At 50.8% G+C, this 18,133-nt stretch carries 15 protein-coding genes; 6 read left to right on the top strand and 9 right to left on the bottom strand.

Annotated features, from left to right (window positions below):
* Window positions 1-104: 104 nt before the first annotated feature.
* The 4 genes from FN808_RS14200 to FN808_RS14185 all read left to right on the top strand — a co-directional run bounded on the left by FN808_RS14200 (window position 105) and on the right by FN808_RS14185 (window position 3,126).
* Window positions 105-1,268, top strand: coding sequence for a BtaA family protein (locus FN808_RS14200; RefSeq protein WP_185958421.1), 1,164 nt, complete (start codon window positions 105-107; stop codon window positions 1,266-1,268).
* Window positions 1,265-1,888, top strand: coding sequence for a class I SAM-dependent methyltransferase (locus tag FN808_RS14195; protein ID WP_142715271.1), 624 nt, complete (start codon window positions 1,265-1,267; stop codon window positions 1,886-1,888). The genes FN808_RS14200 and FN808_RS14195 overlap by 4 nt, the downstream gene beginning before the upstream one ends.
* A 51-nt stretch (window positions 1,889-1,939) precedes the next feature.
* Entirely contained in the window at window positions 1,940-2,566 is a 627-nt protein-coding gene (locus tag FN808_RS14190; RefSeq protein WP_142715270.1) for a tetratricopeptide repeat protein, read from the top strand.
* Window positions 2,567-2,634: 68 nt separating this feature from the next.
* Window positions 2,635-3,126, top strand: a complete 492-nt coding sequence (locus tag FN808_RS14185) for a hypothetical protein (RefSeq protein WP_142715269.1) — start codon at window positions 2,635-2,637, stop codon at window positions 3,124-3,126.
* Window positions 3,127-3,177: 51 nt separating this feature from the next.
* Here FN808_RS14185 and FN808_RS14180 read toward each other — a convergent pair whose 3' ends face one another.
* From FN808_RS14180 to FN808_RS14145, 8 genes are all read right to left on the bottom strand, one after another.
* Entirely contained in the window at window positions 3,178-5,451 is a 2,274-nt protein-coding gene (locus tag FN808_RS14180) for an alpha/beta hydrolase family protein (protein ID WP_142715268.1), read from the bottom strand.
* A gap of 237 nt (window positions 5,452-5,688) precedes the next feature.
* The gene (locus tag FN808_RS14175) at window positions 5,689-8,442 is read right to left on the bottom strand and encodes a c-type cytochrome (RefSeq protein ID WP_185958420.1); all 2,754 of its coding nucleotides are present in this window, start codon (window positions 8,440-8,442) and stop codon (window positions 5,689-5,691) included.
* Between the two features lie 155 nt (window positions 8,443-8,597).
* On the bottom strand, window positions 8,598-9,821 hold the full coding sequence (locus FN808_RS14170; RefSeq protein WP_142715266.1) for a DUF6807 domain-containing protein: 1,224 nt from the start codon (window positions 9,819-9,821) through the stop codon (window positions 8,598-8,600).
* Window positions 9,822-9,842: 21 nt separating this feature from the next.
* Window positions 9,843-11,405, bottom strand: a complete 1,563-nt coding sequence (locus FN808_RS14165; protein WP_246068366.1) for an SLC13 family permease — start codon at window positions 11,403-11,405, stop codon at window positions 9,843-9,845.
* Between the two features lie 47 nt (window positions 11,406-11,452).
* Complete coding sequence (locus FN808_RS14160; RefSeq protein ID WP_142715265.1) at window positions 11,453-12,223, bottom strand: 3-ketoacyl-ACP reductase; 771 nt, start codon at window positions 12,221-12,223, stop codon at window positions 11,453-11,455.
* Entirely contained in the window at window positions 12,220-13,617 is a 1,398-nt protein-coding gene (locus tag FN808_RS14155) for a glycoside hydrolase family 88 protein (protein ID WP_142715264.1), read from the bottom strand. Before FN808_RS14155 ends, FN808_RS14160 begins: the two co-directional genes overlap by 4 nt.
* Window positions 13,618-13,790: 173 nt before the next feature.
* Window positions 13,791-14,951 (bottom strand): Gfo/Idh/MocA family protein, encoded by a 1,161-nt coding sequence (locus tag FN808_RS14150; protein WP_221930063.1) that lies wholly within the window; start codon window positions 14,949-14,951, stop codon window positions 13,791-13,793.
* Window positions 14,952-14,982: 31 nt separating this feature from the next.
* Complete coding sequence (locus FN808_RS14145) at window positions 14,983-15,438, bottom strand: dimethylsulfonioproprionate lyase family protein (protein ID WP_142715263.1); 456 nt, start codon at window positions 15,436-15,438, stop codon at window positions 14,983-14,985.
* Window positions 15,439-15,958: 520 nt separating this feature from the next.
* Between FN808_RS14145 and FN808_RS14140 the strand changes: the two genes are divergently transcribed.
* Together FN808_RS14140 and galE are read left to right on the top strand one after the other, a co-directional pair.
* Window positions 15,959-16,327 (top strand): acyl-CoA thioesterase, encoded by a 369-nt coding sequence (locus FN808_RS14140; protein WP_142715262.1) that lies wholly within the window; start codon window positions 15,959-15,961, stop codon window positions 16,325-16,327.
* A gap of 59 nt (window positions 16,328-16,386) precedes the next feature.
* A complete protein-coding gene (gene galE, locus FN808_RS14135) occupies window positions 16,387-17,394 on the top strand; it encodes a UDP-glucose 4-epimerase GalE (RefSeq protein ID WP_142715261.1) in 1,008 nt (335 codons plus the stop codon).
* A gap of 519 nt (window positions 17,395-17,913) precedes the next feature.
* Here the strand turns inward: galE and FN808_RS14130 are convergent.
* Window positions 17,914-18,102, bottom strand: a complete 189-nt coding sequence (locus tag FN808_RS14130) for a hypothetical protein (RefSeq protein ID WP_142715260.1) — start codon at window positions 18,100-18,102, stop codon at window positions 17,914-17,916.
* Between the last annotated feature and the right edge of the window lie 31 nt (window positions 18,103-18,133).

Genomic DNA, 18,133 nt, shown 5'->3' with positions numbered 1-18,133 from the left:
AGTGATACGGACAAAAACTGTTGGTTTCACCGGCCGGCCCTTTTTACAAAAGGGTTACAATTCTTTCACATAATATACATATGGACCTTTTAGTTTTGAAAACCATGGAAAAGTTCACAAACATTGTAAAAAACCTGCAAGACCGGCTCTTCAACTCCGTCACATCCAACAAGTTGGTGTACAATACCTGCTGGGAGGATCCACGGCTGGATCGGGAGATGCTGCAAATCAATGAACAAAGCAACCTCGTAATGCTTACAAGTGCCGGTTGTAATGCCTTCGATTACCTGCTTGACGCTCCCCGGGAAATTCACTGCGTAGATGAAAACCAGGCCCAGAATGCGCTCTTCGAGTTGAAACGAGCCCTCTTTCAAAACGGTGATTTCTCCCTGCTGTGGGACTTTTTCGGAGAAGGCATAAAAGAAGAGGCTGCCCGCACCTACCATCACCACCTCAGGCCGCGGCTCGGAGCCCCGACCCGGCGTTACTGGGATCGTAACATAAATTTTTTCAGCCCCTCTCCCGCGGTTCCCAGCTTCTACTACCACGGAACATCGGGCAAAGTGGCATTCATGATCCGCAAGAAAATACAGCGGAAGGGGCTCCATGTAAAAATCAATAAACTTCTTGATGCCCAGAGTATTAAAGAACAGACCTATTATTTTTATAAAGTTGAAGACTCCCTGTGGAGCGGCTTTTTTAAATGGCTCGCCGATCAGCAGATCACTATGAACATGCTGGGAGTGCCGGCCTGCCAACGGGAACTTATAAACGAAAAAGAAGACGGAGGCATCTCAGGATATATCCACAGGGTATTACGCCATATTTTCACCAGGCGACCGATTCAGGACAACTATTTCTGGCGTGTTTACCTGACTGGATCCTATACGCCCGATTGCTGTCCCAACTACCTGCTGAGAAAACATTATGAACGTATTAAGCAGCAAGAACACATAATAAGAACATATACCTCCTCTCTACTCCAATTTCTCCTGAAAAACCCGGGTCGCTATACTCACTTTGTACTGCTTGACCACCTCGACTGGATGATAAAGGATCCGGATCAGCTTGCCGAGGTATGGCATCATATCCTGAATAATTCTGTACGGGGAACCCGGATTTTATTCCGCTCAGCAGGAACCTCCACTGACTTTTTACCCCCTTTTGTCCATAGACGTCTTGAATTTCAGCCCGCTTTGACAAAACGGTTGCACACCAAAGACCGTGTTGGCACTTACGGAAGCACTCACTTAGGTATCGTACAATGACAAACTCTTTCGGCTCCCACGACACCAGCAAGCTAGCACGGTATTACCGGCTGCATGCTCCCATTTACGATGCGACACGCTGGAGCTTCCTCTTTGGCCGGGAAGAGCTCCTCAGCATGCTACCCGATTTACCCCCGCAAGCCCGCATACTCGAAATTGGCTGTGGTACCGGCCAGAATATCGCCCGCCTTGAATATTACTTCCCGGATGCCCGGATCATGGGAATCGACCTTTCGCCAAACATGCTGGCAAAAGCAGGCCAGCGTCTTGGATCCTCAACACGGGCAGAACTCAGGCTGGAGTCCTACAATGCTGAAAGCTTTAGTGGTGACTCCTTCGATCTAATTCTGCTCTCTTACTCACTTACCATGCTTGAAGACCGTACGCAGCAGGTCTTCGACTCCATACTCAAGGACATGAAACCCAATGGTTATCTTGCGGTTGTTGATTTCAACACGACTCCGTTTCGGTGGTTTCGACACTGGATGGACATAAATCATGCTGATCTGAGCGGACACGCCCTGCCCCTTCTGAAGAAATATTTCCACCCTCTGACAGTAGAAATCCATCGGGCTTATTTCGGATTATGGACCTACTTTCAATTTATAGGCAAGCCATAGAAGTGACATTTCGCGTGAGATATAACGCATCTTTTTGTATTTTGGGTAGCTATGAATCAGATTGAAGAGCAGATCGACGAAATACTAACGGAGTTGGAAGAAAGCCCAAACGACCCATCCCTGCTCAATGAGCTGGGAATCGGCCATCACATGCTGGGTAATTATCAAGAGGCGGTTGAAGCCTACCGACAGTCGCTGAAGGCAGCCCCTCAGGACTATAAAACACACTTCAATCTTGCCAATACCTTTTTTGAGCTTAAAAAGATTGACCAGGCGGTTAATCACTATCTGGATGCGCTGGAAATCCAGCCGGATTATGTCCCAGCCCTTAACAACCTGGCTGATATTTATGAGCTTGCTGAAGAAACCGAACGCGCGCGCGAACTTTTTGAGTATATCACTGAGATAAATCCTGATGGAGCAATGGGTTATTTCAATCTCGGTAATCACCACCTCCGTTCGAACAATACCGTAGAAGCCGGCCGATGCTACAGGAAAGCCATAGAACTTAATCCCGACTTTTACGAAGCCTACAACAACATTGGCCTAATGCTTAAGCATATTGGCCAGTATGAAGAGGCCATAGCATACTATGAACAATGTCTGGCCATTGCGCCCGACTATGAGCCGGCCCAGGAAGATATGGCATACTGCCGCAATGCCCTCCGTAATTCCTGACGGGAACATAACCCCATTTTCATCATTATAAGAAGCTGTCGTAATTAATAATCAAATCATTGCTTCTTATGAAAACAGCTACAAAAACATTATTACTTATCGCTGCCATTTTAATGGGAACCACAACGGCCTTTGCACAAGACCGGCCTGACAGCGGCACCGTCGGGCTCTCTGCCTCACTGCAAAGCAGCCAGACCAATATTAAAATACCCATCTGGGCCTCTGAAAGCATTGTTATTGCCCCGGTTGTCGGCTTCACGCATGAGGAAGACGATTTTACTACGCTGAACGTCGGGATCAATCCCCGGTTTTACCAGTCGCTGGGTGATGATTTTGCCACCTATATCGGTGCCCAAGGCATCCTTCAGCATACGTCCTTTGACGAACCTGTTGACGATGATGACTCTGATTTTCTAATCGGAGCTTCCGGCGGTGGCGAATATTTTCTGGACGAACATTTCAGCCTTGGCGTGGAAGGACAGCTTAACTTCCTCATCGATGATAACAATGATGACAGCATCTTCACTGCTGCAGCGATCACCGGTACATTCTACTTCTAACATTCTGATTAAAACGAATAAAAGCCGCACCTGTCTTTCCGGGTGCGGCTTTTATTTTATCCAATCCTCAAGCAGTCCCTGCAAGTCTGTTTCCGGATGCCCCGTGATAGTCAATCGCCCCAAAGCCTTCTGCTTGTCATAAGCGGCACGGACTACAGCCATCCCCTCGTCGAGATGCTGTTTCGACAAAGACCCACCAGCTGCATCGGTCATCCCCGCCATCAACAGTTTCCGGGGAGCAAGCGTGGCAGCCAGATCCGGCAGATCATATGCCGGCAGTGAGCCTGCTACGGTACTACTATGAAACACGGGATTGTAGAACTCGGTTTGGGTAATACCTTCATAGGAAGCATACGGTTCAATAAGCGCCACCCGCTCTATCACGGATTCAAAGGCGGCTGCATGCAAAAGGACCGGTGCCACCTCTTGCCGGGCCACCCCATAGACGGCTTGTATTCCGGACTGCTGTGCCAGCAGCCCCGTAAGGCGGACGGCGTCTGCTGCCTGCACTCCCGCGATACTCCGGCCTACAAGTACAGCTGCTGTCCAGTCATCAAAAGAAGTGGCACCAAAATTCTTGACTTGAGTCATATAATTAGCCAGTGCTCCGGGACCTGTCTCACCGGTTCCCACCAGGTCAGGGGCCAGCACGGTGAACCCCTTTTCTGCCAACCACTCCATTTCTCCTCCGACCGATGCTTCTGCTGCCTTGCCGTCGGGATGTAAATAAAGTATTCCCCTGCCATTGGGATGATCAGGTTTTAAAAGGAGGTAAGGGACGGGATAGGCACCCTCTCCTTTCACAAAGTACTTTTCTATCACATAGCCATCCCGCGGAATACGGCCGGTAAAGACCGGGTTATCAACCGCTGCCGGCGGCTGGTAACCTGCAAGATCTTTGGCAGAAGCCAGCACCGCGGGAAGATGTACACCAAGATTCTGCCGCGATTCCCGCAGCTTACTGATCTTTTCACGGGCTTGCTTCCGGTTCAGACTAAAGACGTTCTCCCCACCAAACGAAGTAGCCACCTGGCCGGTACGAGTGACCCTAATTTCTTCCTCATTTAAAACTGTAACCTCCTGATCACTGGGATCTCCCGGATTATCCAAATGCTCTTGAAAAAAGGCATACATCGCTTCCCTGTTGTTCCGGGTAGAGCCATGGCCTCCCCCATCCTCAACCATATTGAAATTCTCCGGCTTGCCATAGGCCTTGTAGGCCTTGCTCACCTCCCGCGCCGTCTCGCGGGCTCCCTGGATGCTGAAAAAATCTTCCGTCGTGGTAATCACAAGTGCAGGTTTGGGCGCCCGCACTTCCAACAGGTCTGCATGATCCAGGCCTGAAGCAATACCGTGATAAAAATTCTGTTCGGCATCCTGGGGACCAATAGATTGCAGCAACCGCTTGAAACTGGTTATATAGGCCTCCGGGGCAGCTGCATGAATGCGTTCATCAAAAGCTGCAAGATAAGCCGACTGCGTTCCGCCCCCCGAACGCCCCGTCACGCCAATGCGATTCGAATCTACCTCATCCCGGGTCAACAGATAGTCCACGGCTCGGATACCATCCCAAATCATATATCGGGCCAGCGAGTTCCCGGTTAGAAAAGCCTGGGCGCCGGCGTATGAATGTTCCCGTGTAGCACTCCCCACGACAGATTCTCCCGTTTCCGGGTCCAGGTACTGCATCCGTTCTCCCTGACCCAGCGGGTCGATGGCAAAAACAATGAATCCCTTTTTCACAAGATTTATGATCTTATGCTGATAAGTTTCATCCCGGTACCCATCCGGAGTATGTCCGCTGAGATATATGACAGCCGGAGCTTCTTCCGGCCGGTTCCGAGGAAGGAAAAGAGAGGAGGTTACATAAAATTCCGGTTGTGACTCAAAAATAACATGCTCCACTTTGTAGTCATTTTTTTGAATTGTCCGCACCACCCTGGCATTCAACGGCGTCTTGGGAGGGAATGGGCCCACAACCTGTTCCAGACGCTCCCGTACACTTTGCCGGCGCCTCTTCCAGTCCGATACGGTCTCAAGTTCCGAGACGGCAGAGGCCCGTTTGTCCAACATCTCAAAGGCCTGCCCCGCAAGATGGTGATATAATGCATTGGGAGCATCCGTAAACTGAATCCAGCTGTTATTGGAAGATTCACCCCGAATAACATTGAGCTCATCCTGTGCTGACAGTGGACCACTGCAGCAAAAAGCAAAGGAGAACAACAGGATCACCGTCTTCAGGGTCCTGCCCTGGAATTGGCTCCGGGAATGCATGGGGAAGCTTGCTCTTAGGAATGCTATAAGTACTCCATCTATTTTTATCATAATTATCTGTACCTCTCTCTGTTCATAACTGAAACCTATTCGCCTCAGTCTTACGATATTATCATTATATGTATCTTTTTAACCCATTGGGTAATAACAGCTGTTGTATTTCTGATCTTCCCTCCATGCGTCTGCCTGTGCTCAACGCTCACAGCCACAGTGAGGAGGACCGGTCGCTCTATCTGATAACTTGACCCAGGCCCGGCTTTAACAAACGCCAAGCAGGCCGTTACCCTCCTATAATGTTTCTATATACAAAATAATGGACTCAACTTCCTTTTCTGACAGTATGCCCAGAAATGAGGGCATTTCCCCGGCATATCCTTCAACAATTTTCTTTCCGGGTTCCATCAAGGCCTCCCTGATATAGGCTTCATCCACTGTTGTAGAAGACCCGTCTTCAAAATGCTGCTCCTTCCCGAATAGCCCCTGCAGCGTCGGACCGAGCATGCCCTCGGTTGTTCCATCCGTGGAATGGCATCCCATACATCCCAGCTGCTGAAACAGCTCTTCTCCTTCCCCGGCTGAAGCAGGTTCGGCGGGCCTGCCAGCGGCCAATGAGGTATCTTCCTCAATAGAAAGGGCATCCAGATCAACCTCGCCAAAGCCTGCGGCAACCTGGTCCAGCTTTTCAATATCCGTGACTGTAAACCACAAGTCATCGCTTATGGGGGCACCATCCGCCGTTTCGAGATCGAAGGAAACCTGCATCTGCATGACTTTCTCCATTTTCGGCATCGCCAGAAATACGGCCTTCCTATCATCGGACAGATGGGCGGAAAAAACCGGCATCACCTCTTCACCAGCCGTTCCATCCAGCTTGAAGTGCCCGGATCCATATTCCTCTGTACGCTTGTAATTCCATCTTCTTGCCTGATAGTTTCCCGGATTGGTGGCCGACTCTTCATCCAGTATCGCATCAAAGCGGAGCACTACCCCTTCTTCACGGGCTTGGAACTCCTGGGGGAGCAAACTCGGCCGGCCCGTGTAGCGGAGCCGGATCAGTGCACTAATGCCGCTTGCGTTGGTTCCCCAAAGGGAAAAACCACCAACATAAAGCTGTCTATCCTGCGGACTAATAGCTCCTTTCATGGTCGGGGCCGGGTATGCCGCCGGTATATCAACAATGCCTCCCTGCATCGCCTCACTTGTACTGTCAATAAGGATTTTAAACAAACCTGGTCGCCCGTAAGAAAGGTGAACCAGATCCCCGTTCAGCGGCCCCATCCGCTTGCTGTTTACCCAGACCTGGCTAATCCCCGACCGGTCCACACTGTGGGGAAACCAAACCAGGGGCGGCGTTACGGCAGGCGACTCCGATTCCGGCGGAAGATGCGAGGTAGCCGGTACGCCAAAATAGTCTCCTTCATCAATATGAAGAAGCGGGGTAGACGGTACGAAATGCCCCTGCTGGTCGGAAGCCGTCAATGCCCCCGTCTCGGGGTTCATCCCCAGGTAAGGTCCCCGAAGCCCGGTTGCATACATACGAACAGAACCATCGGCCGAAACTTTCAGCACCGAACCGCTGTGACGGGAACCGGCCCGGAATCCACTGGCAACCGGGGGATAGGATGCGCTCGGTCCCATATCCAGTCCCCCCGCCTTGGCAACATAGAAACCGCCTTCCGGCGCAGCAACCATATCTGTGGCCCACTCGCGCGTTTCAATAGATTGGGCCATCTGGTTTGAAAAACTCTCATAATAGTCGGCGGTGCCATCTTCATTCAAATCATGAAACCTGGTTATGCCGCCCTTTCCGTAGGCGTACACGGTACCTTCGACTACTTCCACGCTCTGGGTCTCATACAACCCCGAAGCATATCGTCGCCAGGTCAGGTGTTCCAGATCCTCGTCAATGCCCTCTACGATCCATATATCTCCCGAAAAGGTAACGACAGCGGCACGGTTGTCTTCAAAGAAGGCCACATCCACCACCCGGACATTCCGGTTCCAGGGATTAGGAATCGGAAGAGTAAGCTGATCAACCACATAAGCAGAGGTATCCGGAGATAGCTGCCCCCTTGTGGAGACCGTTTCCGTCCAATGGGGCGGGCCACCCCCGCGAAAATCAGGCATCGACGTATCGGCCTCCTTAAGCATCCGTTGAAACCGATCTTGCTGGGCGGCAGGGCCGCTCCACACCACAAGGGAAAATGTCAAATCAGCCCCTGGAGAAACCTCAACCGAAGCGTAACGATCTTCAGTAATATCCAGGCGAACCTCCTCGCTGGCATGTGGCAATCCAATGGCTGTGACTGAATCCTGATTCTCCCCATGGTAGATGAAAGCCGAGTGATCCGTAATTTCACTGTGGGTGCCATTAGCCACCTCCGCGGCCACCAAGGAAAGGACTTCGTCCCGCTCCCCCAGCTGTATGGTTCGGCTAAAAGCGACTTCATCTCCCACTTTGATACTGCCGGGTTTTTCGAATACTTCTGCCTGCTTCACCCTGTACGACATCACGACCTGCTGCCCCTGCAGATATACTCCATTCCACTGTCCTATTTCTTCCGGAAGAGCCCCCCAGGTCGGCGCATCCAGATCTTTCCGCGGGGGGCGGGGATCCGAAAACCGGGAGTCGGCACCGGACCAACCGGGATAAAGCCCCGTTGCAAACTTTGGATCACCGAGAATTTCAGGAAGCTCATTGGATTTATTATGAAAATCATTATAAGAAATCTGTCCCATCGTGACCATGGGAAGAAATTCGCCCGTCCAGGCTACCGACCAGCGCAGCATGTCCGTATCAAAACAGGCATACGCCTCCTCCCCGAGACGCAGCGCCAGGCAGCGTGGAACCAGGTTGTTGCCGGGAAAGGAAGGTCCGAGCGCCCTTGCATCAAGAGAGGTAGTGATAAAAGGAAAGTCCGGTTCCACAAAGGGAGCAAATTCCGCATTTTCAAAATCAACCTCCCTGATAGCCGGCGGCTCCGGAGTACACCCGCCCACCAGAACCATTGCGAGCAACAAAGCAGCCACGGTCTTATCCATTAAAAATTTCCAGCTATCAGTCGAGCCTATGGTCCTGCCATCACCAGTGCCACGAAAAAAGCGGGCAAAAAATCTATGCATTCTATCCAACTTCTCTGAATTTCATTACTTGTTTATTCACATGCGCTGTAAAAAATGGCGGGAAACCTTTCCATTTATTTGTTTTCAACCGTTACGCCCGGCGGGTAGGCGTAATCATTCCACATCCGGTTCAGCTGCTCCGGATCGGGATCCCCATCGTACGTCACATAGCGGTAACGCATCACATAAGGCGAACCCGGCACGATCGACATTCTGCCAAGCTGCATGGGGGCATATACGAAATATGGTGTCTCGGGATGAATGCGAACCGGTTGCGGGGAGCGGAAATTACCGGGATGACTCAGCACAGCAATGCCCGCTTTTTTCCCATCCACCATCCCCCCCATGTGAGCCCACCGGGCCCGCGTTTCGTTTGCCTCGATTCGTCCATAGCCCTGCGATGTCAGGAACGTCACATTGTCCGGGTTATCCCAATTCCTGTGCCCCCTGAAAGCCATGCCGCCATAATGGTATTCCGGCAAGACAAGGGGCTGAGCAGTATTGACGGAATGCGTCACATCAAGATCAAAAAGCAGGTATTCCCCCTTCTCTGAAGCATCATAGATCGTCATTTTCCACTCCTCATTGAGCGCAATAACCGGAGCAGAAGAAGAGAGGTCAACATAGTGGTTTTTAGCCTTCAGCCCTCCATATACCGGGCCCTGCCACGCCACTTCAAGAGAGTCGTGGTCAATTCGCGCGGTATTGTCGTGCACATTCCAGAAGTCAGGCGTTCGTCCCTGAAATTCCGTATTGGTCCAGGCCGACCAGATGCCATAATGGTGAGGGTGCATGTCTGTATCCAGATCATTGGAAAGCACGGTTCCTCCAGGCGAATATACAGGATGGATGTAACCTCCGCGTTTATATCGCTCATCGAGCTCGCGGGGTGGTTCATTTGTACCATGGTAATAGGAAAGCACCCTGCGGTCATCGTCTTTGAAAGTGATGGTGTTTGGTTCAATGGAAAATTGTACGCCTTCCCCCCCTTGCGTTGCCACAGGATCAGCCGACATCCGATAGGTGCGCGAAGAACCCGCCGCAAGCTCATCCAAAATAAATGTACCCCTGTTCCGATTGTTGACCTGAAGGTAAACAGATGTTCCCCCTTCGCTTGTCATCCGATACACCCCTTCTGCTAACTCATCCGGGAACAAAAAGGACACGATAGTTTCCTGGCGGTCAAATCCACCGGCTGAAACTGTTACATTGTAATCCTGGGCCAGCAAGCCATTAGCGACGACGGCCAGCCAGAGGACGACGGCCAGGCATGAATAAACTGTTTTTCCGAGCTGCATATTCTTATCGTTATTTTCAGGTTAAGGGAGAATGAGAGCAGGTACGTGGCCAATCCTGATTCCCAGGATAGCTGAAAACACAAAGTAGGTCATGAGGGTAATCAGGATAACGAAACAGAGATTCAGTGCAAGGCCCGCTTTTGACATTTCTGGTATGGTCATCACGCCGCTTCCGTAGACAATGGCATTAGGAGGTGTAGCAACGGGAAGCATGAAGGCGCAGCTGGCGACCATCGTTACCGGCACAGCAAACAGCAATGGGTTCTGCCCGATTCCAATGGCCACCGAACCGATGACCGGCAGAAAAGCCGCCGCCGTTGCCGAGTTGCTGGCCAGTTCTGTAAACATGATAATAACCATGGAGATCACCAGAATACTGAGGATGACCGGCCATCCGCCAAGCACTTCAAAATAACCGCCAACCCATTCGGCCAATCCGGTGCGTTGTATGGCGCCAGCCAGCGTCAGCCCGCCTCCAAAAAGAATCAGCACGCCCCATGGAAGCTCCTCTACATCCCGCCATCTCATCAAGAATATGCCTTTACGCAGGTTCACCGGGATAAGAAAAAGCAGCAGTGCGCCGAAAATGGCGATCCCTGCATCCGAAAGGCCTGGGATCAGCTGCACCAGCAGCGGACGCGACATCCAGAGCATGGCAGTAAGTACGAATACCGCAGCAACCATGATTTCCGGCCTTGAAATCTTACCGAGCCGATTTACCTCCTCCTCGATGTAGGCTTTTCCTCCCGGAAGACGTTGAAGACGCATGGGAAAAACCCAGTTTGTCAGTACATAAAAAATCACCGGCAGACCGACCAGAACCAGCGGGATACCTACCGACATCCACTGGGCGAAGGTAATTTCCATGGCATAGGCATCATTCACAAAAGCAATCATGAGTGCATTCGTAGGGGTACCGATGACGGTACCCAGTCCGCCTACATTGGCAGCATAAGCAATTGCAAGCATCAGGGTGAGAGCAAAATTACGATATTCCGGCTGTACGGCCCCGCTCTCGTCTGCATTTTTTGCCAGTTGAATAACCGAAAGAGCTATGGGCAGCATCATCATCGTAGCGGCGGTATTACTTACCCACATACTCATGAAGGCAGATGAAATGATGAAGCCCGCTATAATATTTCTCGGCTTAGTTCCGATGAAACCGATAATATTCAGTGCTATTCTCCGGTGCAGATCCCATCGCTGCATGGCAATGGCAATAATAAAACCGCCTAAAAAGAGGTAAATCATCGGGTCGGCATAAGGAGCAGCGGTTGTTTCAATGTCAGCCACGCCGAACACGGGGAACAGCACGAGAGGCAGAAGCGCCGTACCGGAAATGGGAATAACCTCCGCCACCCACCAGGTAGCCATCAATACCGCCACCGCCGCGGTACGCCATCCGGCCAGGCTCAATCCCTGGGGAGTCGATGAAAAAAGCATCAGCAGGAATAATGCCAGGCCTCCTATAAAGCCTGCCCATTTAATGATGCCGAACGACTCTCCTGCGGACTCCCCCATGTCAAATTTTTGGTCATCCGGTTGCTGACTGTCCTTTTCTTTTTCTGAGACTTCCTGCTGCATTTCCCTGTTATCTTTAATTTTCGATTGTTTATGACATATCCCCTTTGTTATAAACGCTGTACTGAGAGTCCCCCGTCAATCATAATGACTTCGCCGCTGGAATAGGGAAAGTCTCCCTGCACCAGCGACAGCACGCCTTTTCCGACATCTTCAGGATATCCCCAGCGCGGCTGTACGGTCAGTCCGTCGGCAATCAGTCGATCGTATTTATCCGTCACCGCCGACGTCATATCTGTTTTAATAATACCGGGACGAACCTCGTATACCGGGATATCATACTCGGCCAGGCGCACAGCCCATATTTTGTTGTGCATGGCCAGCCCTGCTTTCGAAATACAGTACTCACCCCTGTTCGGGGAGACAATGGTCGCTGATATCGATCCCACATTGACAATGGTACCTGCATAGGACGCTGATTTTTCTTTCTGTTCAACCATCCAGCGGGCTACTGCCTGCGTCAGGAAATAAGGACCCTTCAAATTAATTCGCATCACGCGGTCAAAGCTTTCCTCCGTTGCCTCCAGGGGATCCTTGCGTTCCCTGGGCGCAACCCCTGCATTATTTACAAGCACATTCATCCGCCCAAAATGCGAACGCATCTTATCCATTATCGCATCCCGGCCGGTCCTGGAACCGACATCGCCGCGGCAGTATATCACCTCGGTACCGAAAGAACGAAGCTCCTCCAGCACATCGCCGACGCGGTCTTCCTCCCGAACACCGTTGACAGCAACATCATAACCATTCTCGCACAGCTTACGGGCGATGCCCCTGCCTATTCCGCGCGAGCCTCCCGTAATTAAAGCAACAGAATTCATCGGGCCTCCTTTTGTTCCGTTCCAGTAAAAAAAGTGTAATAGGTGCTTCCGCTTGCCATGCGCGAGAGGTACAAAGCCAATTCCCGCATATGGTAATCGCCCCACATACTTGACTCCCCGCAGGGAATATTTTGGTCGGGCGGGATGTAGTCCCAGCCATTGGGCCGGTGGTACACGGAATGAAGCAGGAGTCCCTGGTGGCTTTCTTCAGTACTTAAGTAAGGTTCCTCCAGTAATGTCTGCGCAACAGTGAGACCTGCATGCCAGTACCGACGGCCCTGGTCCTGCTCGCCCTTGGCTTTCAAATAATCCCCCAGCCTGAGCAATCCCTGGGCCCCTATCGCTGCTGCCGAACTGTCGACGGGTTCATAGTCATTGTAGGGATCAGCCGGCGCACCAGTATAGTCGCCCAGCTTATGCAACTGGGGCGCCCCCGTATCCCAGTACGGAATTCCATCCAGAGAAGAATTCTCAATATAGAAATCACAGGTTGCAGAAGCAGCTTTGCGCATCATTGCCTCAATAGCCTTCCGTCCACCGTAGGGATCCAGCTCTTCATCCTGCAGTATATCCAGAAACTCCAGCTGTTCGGAAAAACCGCACATCGCCCACGACAGTCCGCGGGTCCAGGTAGAAAAAGGGGAGAACCCCTGCTGAGAATTTGGACAGCGATACTGTCCGTCGGTGACATTAAATACCGCTTCGTGTGCGGTTCGCCCCCGCTGGTCATAATTATCTCTTCCCTCCCCGTAATAAATATTATAGTTGGCCGTGGAACGGGCGTGTTCGATCAAGCGTCCCAGCAGGGAAATCTGCTCGTCATGTTCTCCATACAGCAGGTGTCCCAGCTGGTAGCTGAGCGCCAGTGCCCGCAGGGTTCGAACCGTATCCACAAAAAGTGAATGCGGACCGTTAAAGGAATGGATAAAGCCCTCTCCGCTGGCCGTTGGTGTCCACCGGCTGGCCTGAACCGCACCTGTACTTTTAAGGGCCAGGTTATAGAAATTTCGTTCCCACTGCGAAGCTTCAATACGCCCTTCCCGGCACAGGCGCCACAACGCCCCGTAGGTGCTCACATTATTAAATCCGTGATCGTGAACGCCCATATGGGTAATATGAGGGGCCATTTTATTCAGTGTTGCCTCCCGTCCCCATTCCAAGAACTCTTTCTCACCTGTTGCATCAAACTGTAGAATTTCCGATCCGAATTGAAATCCCTGTGTCCACTCGGTCCAGCCCCGCGTAGTATATGCTCCATCCTCGGTAAACACCGGTGATCCCCGGGAGGTATCGTACTCCCTGCGAATCGATCGAATCTTCTGTGCAGAAACCTGCCAAAACCGCTGCAGGGATTGCTGCAGATCCTTAACCCCAAGATCTTGTTGAATCTTCATCCTTTCTTTATTTCTTCTGAATTCAAATTGCCATTTTTCGTCAGCTGTTCCGCCCATTCCCTTGTGGTATGCTGTGCATGCAGAACAGCCCTTGCCAGGGGTATATCCCAGTTCCAGCTCACTGCCCGGCTTCCTCGCGTGCTGCCCGAAGGAACAGCGTTCTGATTTCGCTTTTACTTCAGTGACGGTACGTCAATCCATGCCCGTTTTTCGGACGCCTCATAACCTATCTCAGCCAGCTGTACTCCCTTCGCTGCTTCGAGGAGGTTCCACCGGAACGGTTCATCTTTAACCACATGTCGCAGAAACAACTCCCACTGCACCTTAAATGCATTGTCAAAATCCTGCTGATCGGGCATCTGCATCCAGTCTTTATGGAAGTCATGATCAGATTCCACATCAGGATTCCAAACCGGTTTTGGCGTCGCAGAGCCGGGCTGAATCCATACATCCCGAAGGCCTGCCACTGCCGACCCCCTGGTGCCGTCAACCTGAAAAGTAACCAAATCATCGCGGCGGACCCTGGTTGTCCAGGATGAATTAAATTGTGCAACGACACCGCCTTCCAGCTCAAAGATGGCATAGGCCGCATCGTCGGCCGTCGCCTCGTAAGGGGTCCCATCGTCTTCGTAGCGCCTGCCAATATGGGTCGTACCGAGACAGGAAACCGATTTGACCTCACCAAAAAGGTTATCAAGCACATATCGCCAGTGGCAGAACATATCGAGAATGATCCCCCCTCCATCCTCCTTCCGGTAGTTCCAGGACGGGCGCTGCGGGGAGACGGTATCCCCTTCGAAAACCCAGTAGCCAAAATCAGCCTTGACCGAAAGGATTTCTCCAAAAAAGCCTTCCTCTCTGAGCTGCTTCAATCTCACCAGGCCGGGAAGCCATAATTTATCCTGCACCACCCCGTGTTTCACTCCTCCCTCTTCAGCAATATGGTGAAGCCTGACCGCCTCTTCGGTTGTTAGTGCCGTGGGTTTCTCACAGTAGATATGCTTGCCGGCAGCCACGGCTTTCTTTACGCTTTTAAACCGCAGATCCGTTCGCTGGGCATCAAAATAAAGGGAGTAGCGTTCATCCTCCAGCACCGCATCCAGGTCTGTCGTCCATGCTTCAATGCCGGTCCTGTCAGAAAGTTTCTGCAATTTCACCGGATTTCGTCCCACCAGAACAGGATCAGGCATAATCACTTCATCCTCACTGATCTTGACGCCCCCCTGCTCCATGATGGGCAGAATAGAACGCAGCAGATGCTGGTTGGTCCCCATTCTCCCGGTCACTCCATTCATGATTATTCCTACTGTGTGCGTAGTCAGCTCTTCACTCATTCCGGATTCCGTCCTTTAATTTTTTAATTCCTTATTTGTATTCATCAGCGGCTTCGGTGCACTGGGGCCAGGCTCCCTTGGGAAGCGAGGGCACTTCCTGGCCTTCTCTGGGCAGGGTTCCCTCCAGTTCCTGCCGCCAGTGGGCCACATCCCCGGCCGGACCGTAACAGTAAATAAACTTGAGCGGCTCCTCGCCGATATTGGTCAACTGATGAAATTCATTGGAGGAAATATATACCGTCTGACCGGGCTGGATCTCCTTGCGCTCCTCCCCCACACATATTTCACCTGTCCCTTCAAGAACCAGGTAGATCTCCTCCTGTTCATGGTTATGCCACGGCACCTGCCCCCCCTTGGGATCCAGGGTTACCATGCCGAGCGAAAAATTCTCTGCCTCTATAGAGGAGCTCCCACCCACAATATTTTTGGTCAGTCTTCGTGCCGGGAACCGGCGTCCTTCGGTCTCGTTTAAATCAGATATAATCATATGGTTGTATATTGTTTGGATAATTGTGATCTCAAGATCCAGTAAAGAGAGGCGTCTCAGAATCAGCTTAACCATGCTTACCCTTCTGAAGTCAATGTCAGCATCCCTTCAATCCCATCAGTTTTAAACTATCATTTCACCGACTGCAGCAGATTGGCGAAGAAATTCATTCTTGATCCCTGCCGCTTCCAATTGTAATGCGCGGGGCGTGTCCCCTGTACCATACCCCAGCCGTCCTGTCAAGGCGATGCCCAAGACAGGATCTTCCAACCAGACTGCCTGTAAGATGCAATCGGTTGCACGACGCAAATAAACATTTTACCTCATTCTATGCAAATAAATAGCCACAAATTTTTCATCATCTGTGCCCCAATTTCCTTCAAAACCAAGCAGAGCAAATACCGAAAGCTGATGCAGAAATACCCTCTTCAGCGTTTAGCAAATTGACAGAGTTTTACTAAGCATTATCCTCATTATTGGTTATTATTGGATTCACTCAAACCTCAGAACCTAATCTATTATGCGCTTTTATAGCCGAAAACTGATTAAACCGGAAGATCTCAACGCCTCCGGTACCCTGTTTGGCGGATCCGTATTGAGCTGGATTGATGAAGAGGCTGCCATCTATGTTACATGCCAGCTTGGAAAAGGAAATATCGTCACCAAATATATGACTGAAATTGATTTTGTCAGTTCCGCAAGAATTGGTGACATCATTGAAATCGGCATGGAGACCGTCTCATTCGGCAAGAGTTCCATCACCATTCGCTGTGAAGTTCGAAACAAATTCAACAAAGATACCATTATAAAAATTGACAAAATCGTCTTTGTACATCTTGGAGAAGACGGCCGGCCGGAACCTCACGGCGTAAGCGAGCCACAGAATTAAGTCAAGAGGTTCCCTCAATCCAGAATACCTAATCCGAACTAAAACCAGTAATACCCCATATGAATATTTTAGTTACAGGTGGTGCCGGATACATAGGCAGCCACACCGTCGCAGAGCTCCTCTCACGCGGCGATGAAGTCATCGTCGTCGACAATCTCAGCAACAGTAAAGAAACGGCCCTGCAGCGAGTCCAGGAGATCACCGGCAGATCACTGACGTTCTACAAAGCCGACCTACTGGATAAACAAGCCCTTGATAACATTTTTACAAACCATGATATCGATGCTGTCATTCACTTTGCGGGGTATAAAGCCGTAGGTGAGTCGGTAAGCAAGCCGCTCTCCTACTATCATAATAATGTAACCGGCACCCTTTACCTGTGCGAAATCATGCAGAAATACGGGGTGTCCGAACTGGTTTTCAGTTCATCGGCCACGGTCTACGGGGATCCCCACACGGTTCCCATTAAAGAAGACTTCCCGGTTACCGCCACCAATCCCTATGGGCGAACAAAACTGTTTATAGAAAAAATACTGCGCGACCTGCATGTCGCCAATCCAAGCTGGAACATTGCCCTGCTCCGTTATTTTAACCCTGTCGGGGCTCATCCCAGCGGACGCATTGGTGAGGATCCCAACGACATTCCAAATAACCTGATGCCATACATTACGCAGGTGGCTGTAGGCAAACTTGAGAAACTTTCGGTCTTCGGCGATGATTATCCCACTCACGACGGCACCGGGGTGCGCGATTATATTCATGTGGTGGATCTGGCGATCGGTCACCTCAAGGCCCTGGAAAAATTATCTGAGAAGCCCGGGGTCGTCACCTACAATCTTGGTACGGGCCAGGGATACAGCGTACTTGATGTCATCAAAGCCTTCGAAGAAGCGTCGGGGAAAAAAGTGCCCTACCAGATCACCGATCGCCGACCCGGGGATATCGCCAGCTGTTATGCAGACCCGACCAAAGCCCAAGAAGAGCTGGGCTGGAAAGCCTCGCGATCCCTGGTCGATATGTGCAAGGACTCCTGGCGCTGGCAGTCCCAGAATCCCAGCGGTTATTAGCAAGCTGATATCACCTGTCGTCCCGTCAGGTTCCAAATTCCAAGGTAGCCCGCCTGGACAGGTAACGGTCTACCTTTGCCCTACAGCATGAATACCGTAGAGCAAGCTTTCATCCCAGGGCCTTGTTCCTACATTCAGATTATACCTGCCTCCCCGCTGAATTTTCATTTACCGGATAAGCATCATCCGCAGAAGCTACCTCCACTGAAGTTTTCCTTACCGCTGTATTGACCTGTTGCCCTCAACGTATAACAGAATTTTACCGAACAAGCTGTCCCCTATATTTTACTTTATGTAAAAGTTTTAAATGATTTATTTTTAAATATTTAACACTCATAGATATTATCTATATAACTTGTCTGTTTCGAAGTCTTCTTTATTATCCTGCAGCCAAACGGCCAACAGGCAATATAATCGCCCATCCATCGGTATGAATGCAGCGAAGAAAGATAACTATTTCAGTATCTATAATATACTTTAATAGATAGACCTATCTTTTTAATCACCATTGTTATAATGTTACATTATACTGTATATTACGAAGACAAAAGCAGCCAGTCCACCCCCCAAAAGAACAACAACCATATAGGCTTCAAACGTACTGCTCCCTCCCCTTTCCAAAGCCCTGACCAACCCCTGCACAGGTACTTTCCAAAACCAGACAAGCATCACTACGCCAACAGCAAATGCAATTAAAATGAGTATCATAAATTCACCTGAAGTTAGTAACCGTCTCCGG

Origin of the sequence: Fodinibius sediminis (assembly GCF_900182555.1) — a bacterium.
GTDB lineage: Bacteria > Bacteroidota > Rhodothermia > Balneolales > Balneolaceae > Fodinibius > Fodinibius sediminis.
This window is presented reverse-complemented; position numbering and strand designations above follow the sequence as displayed.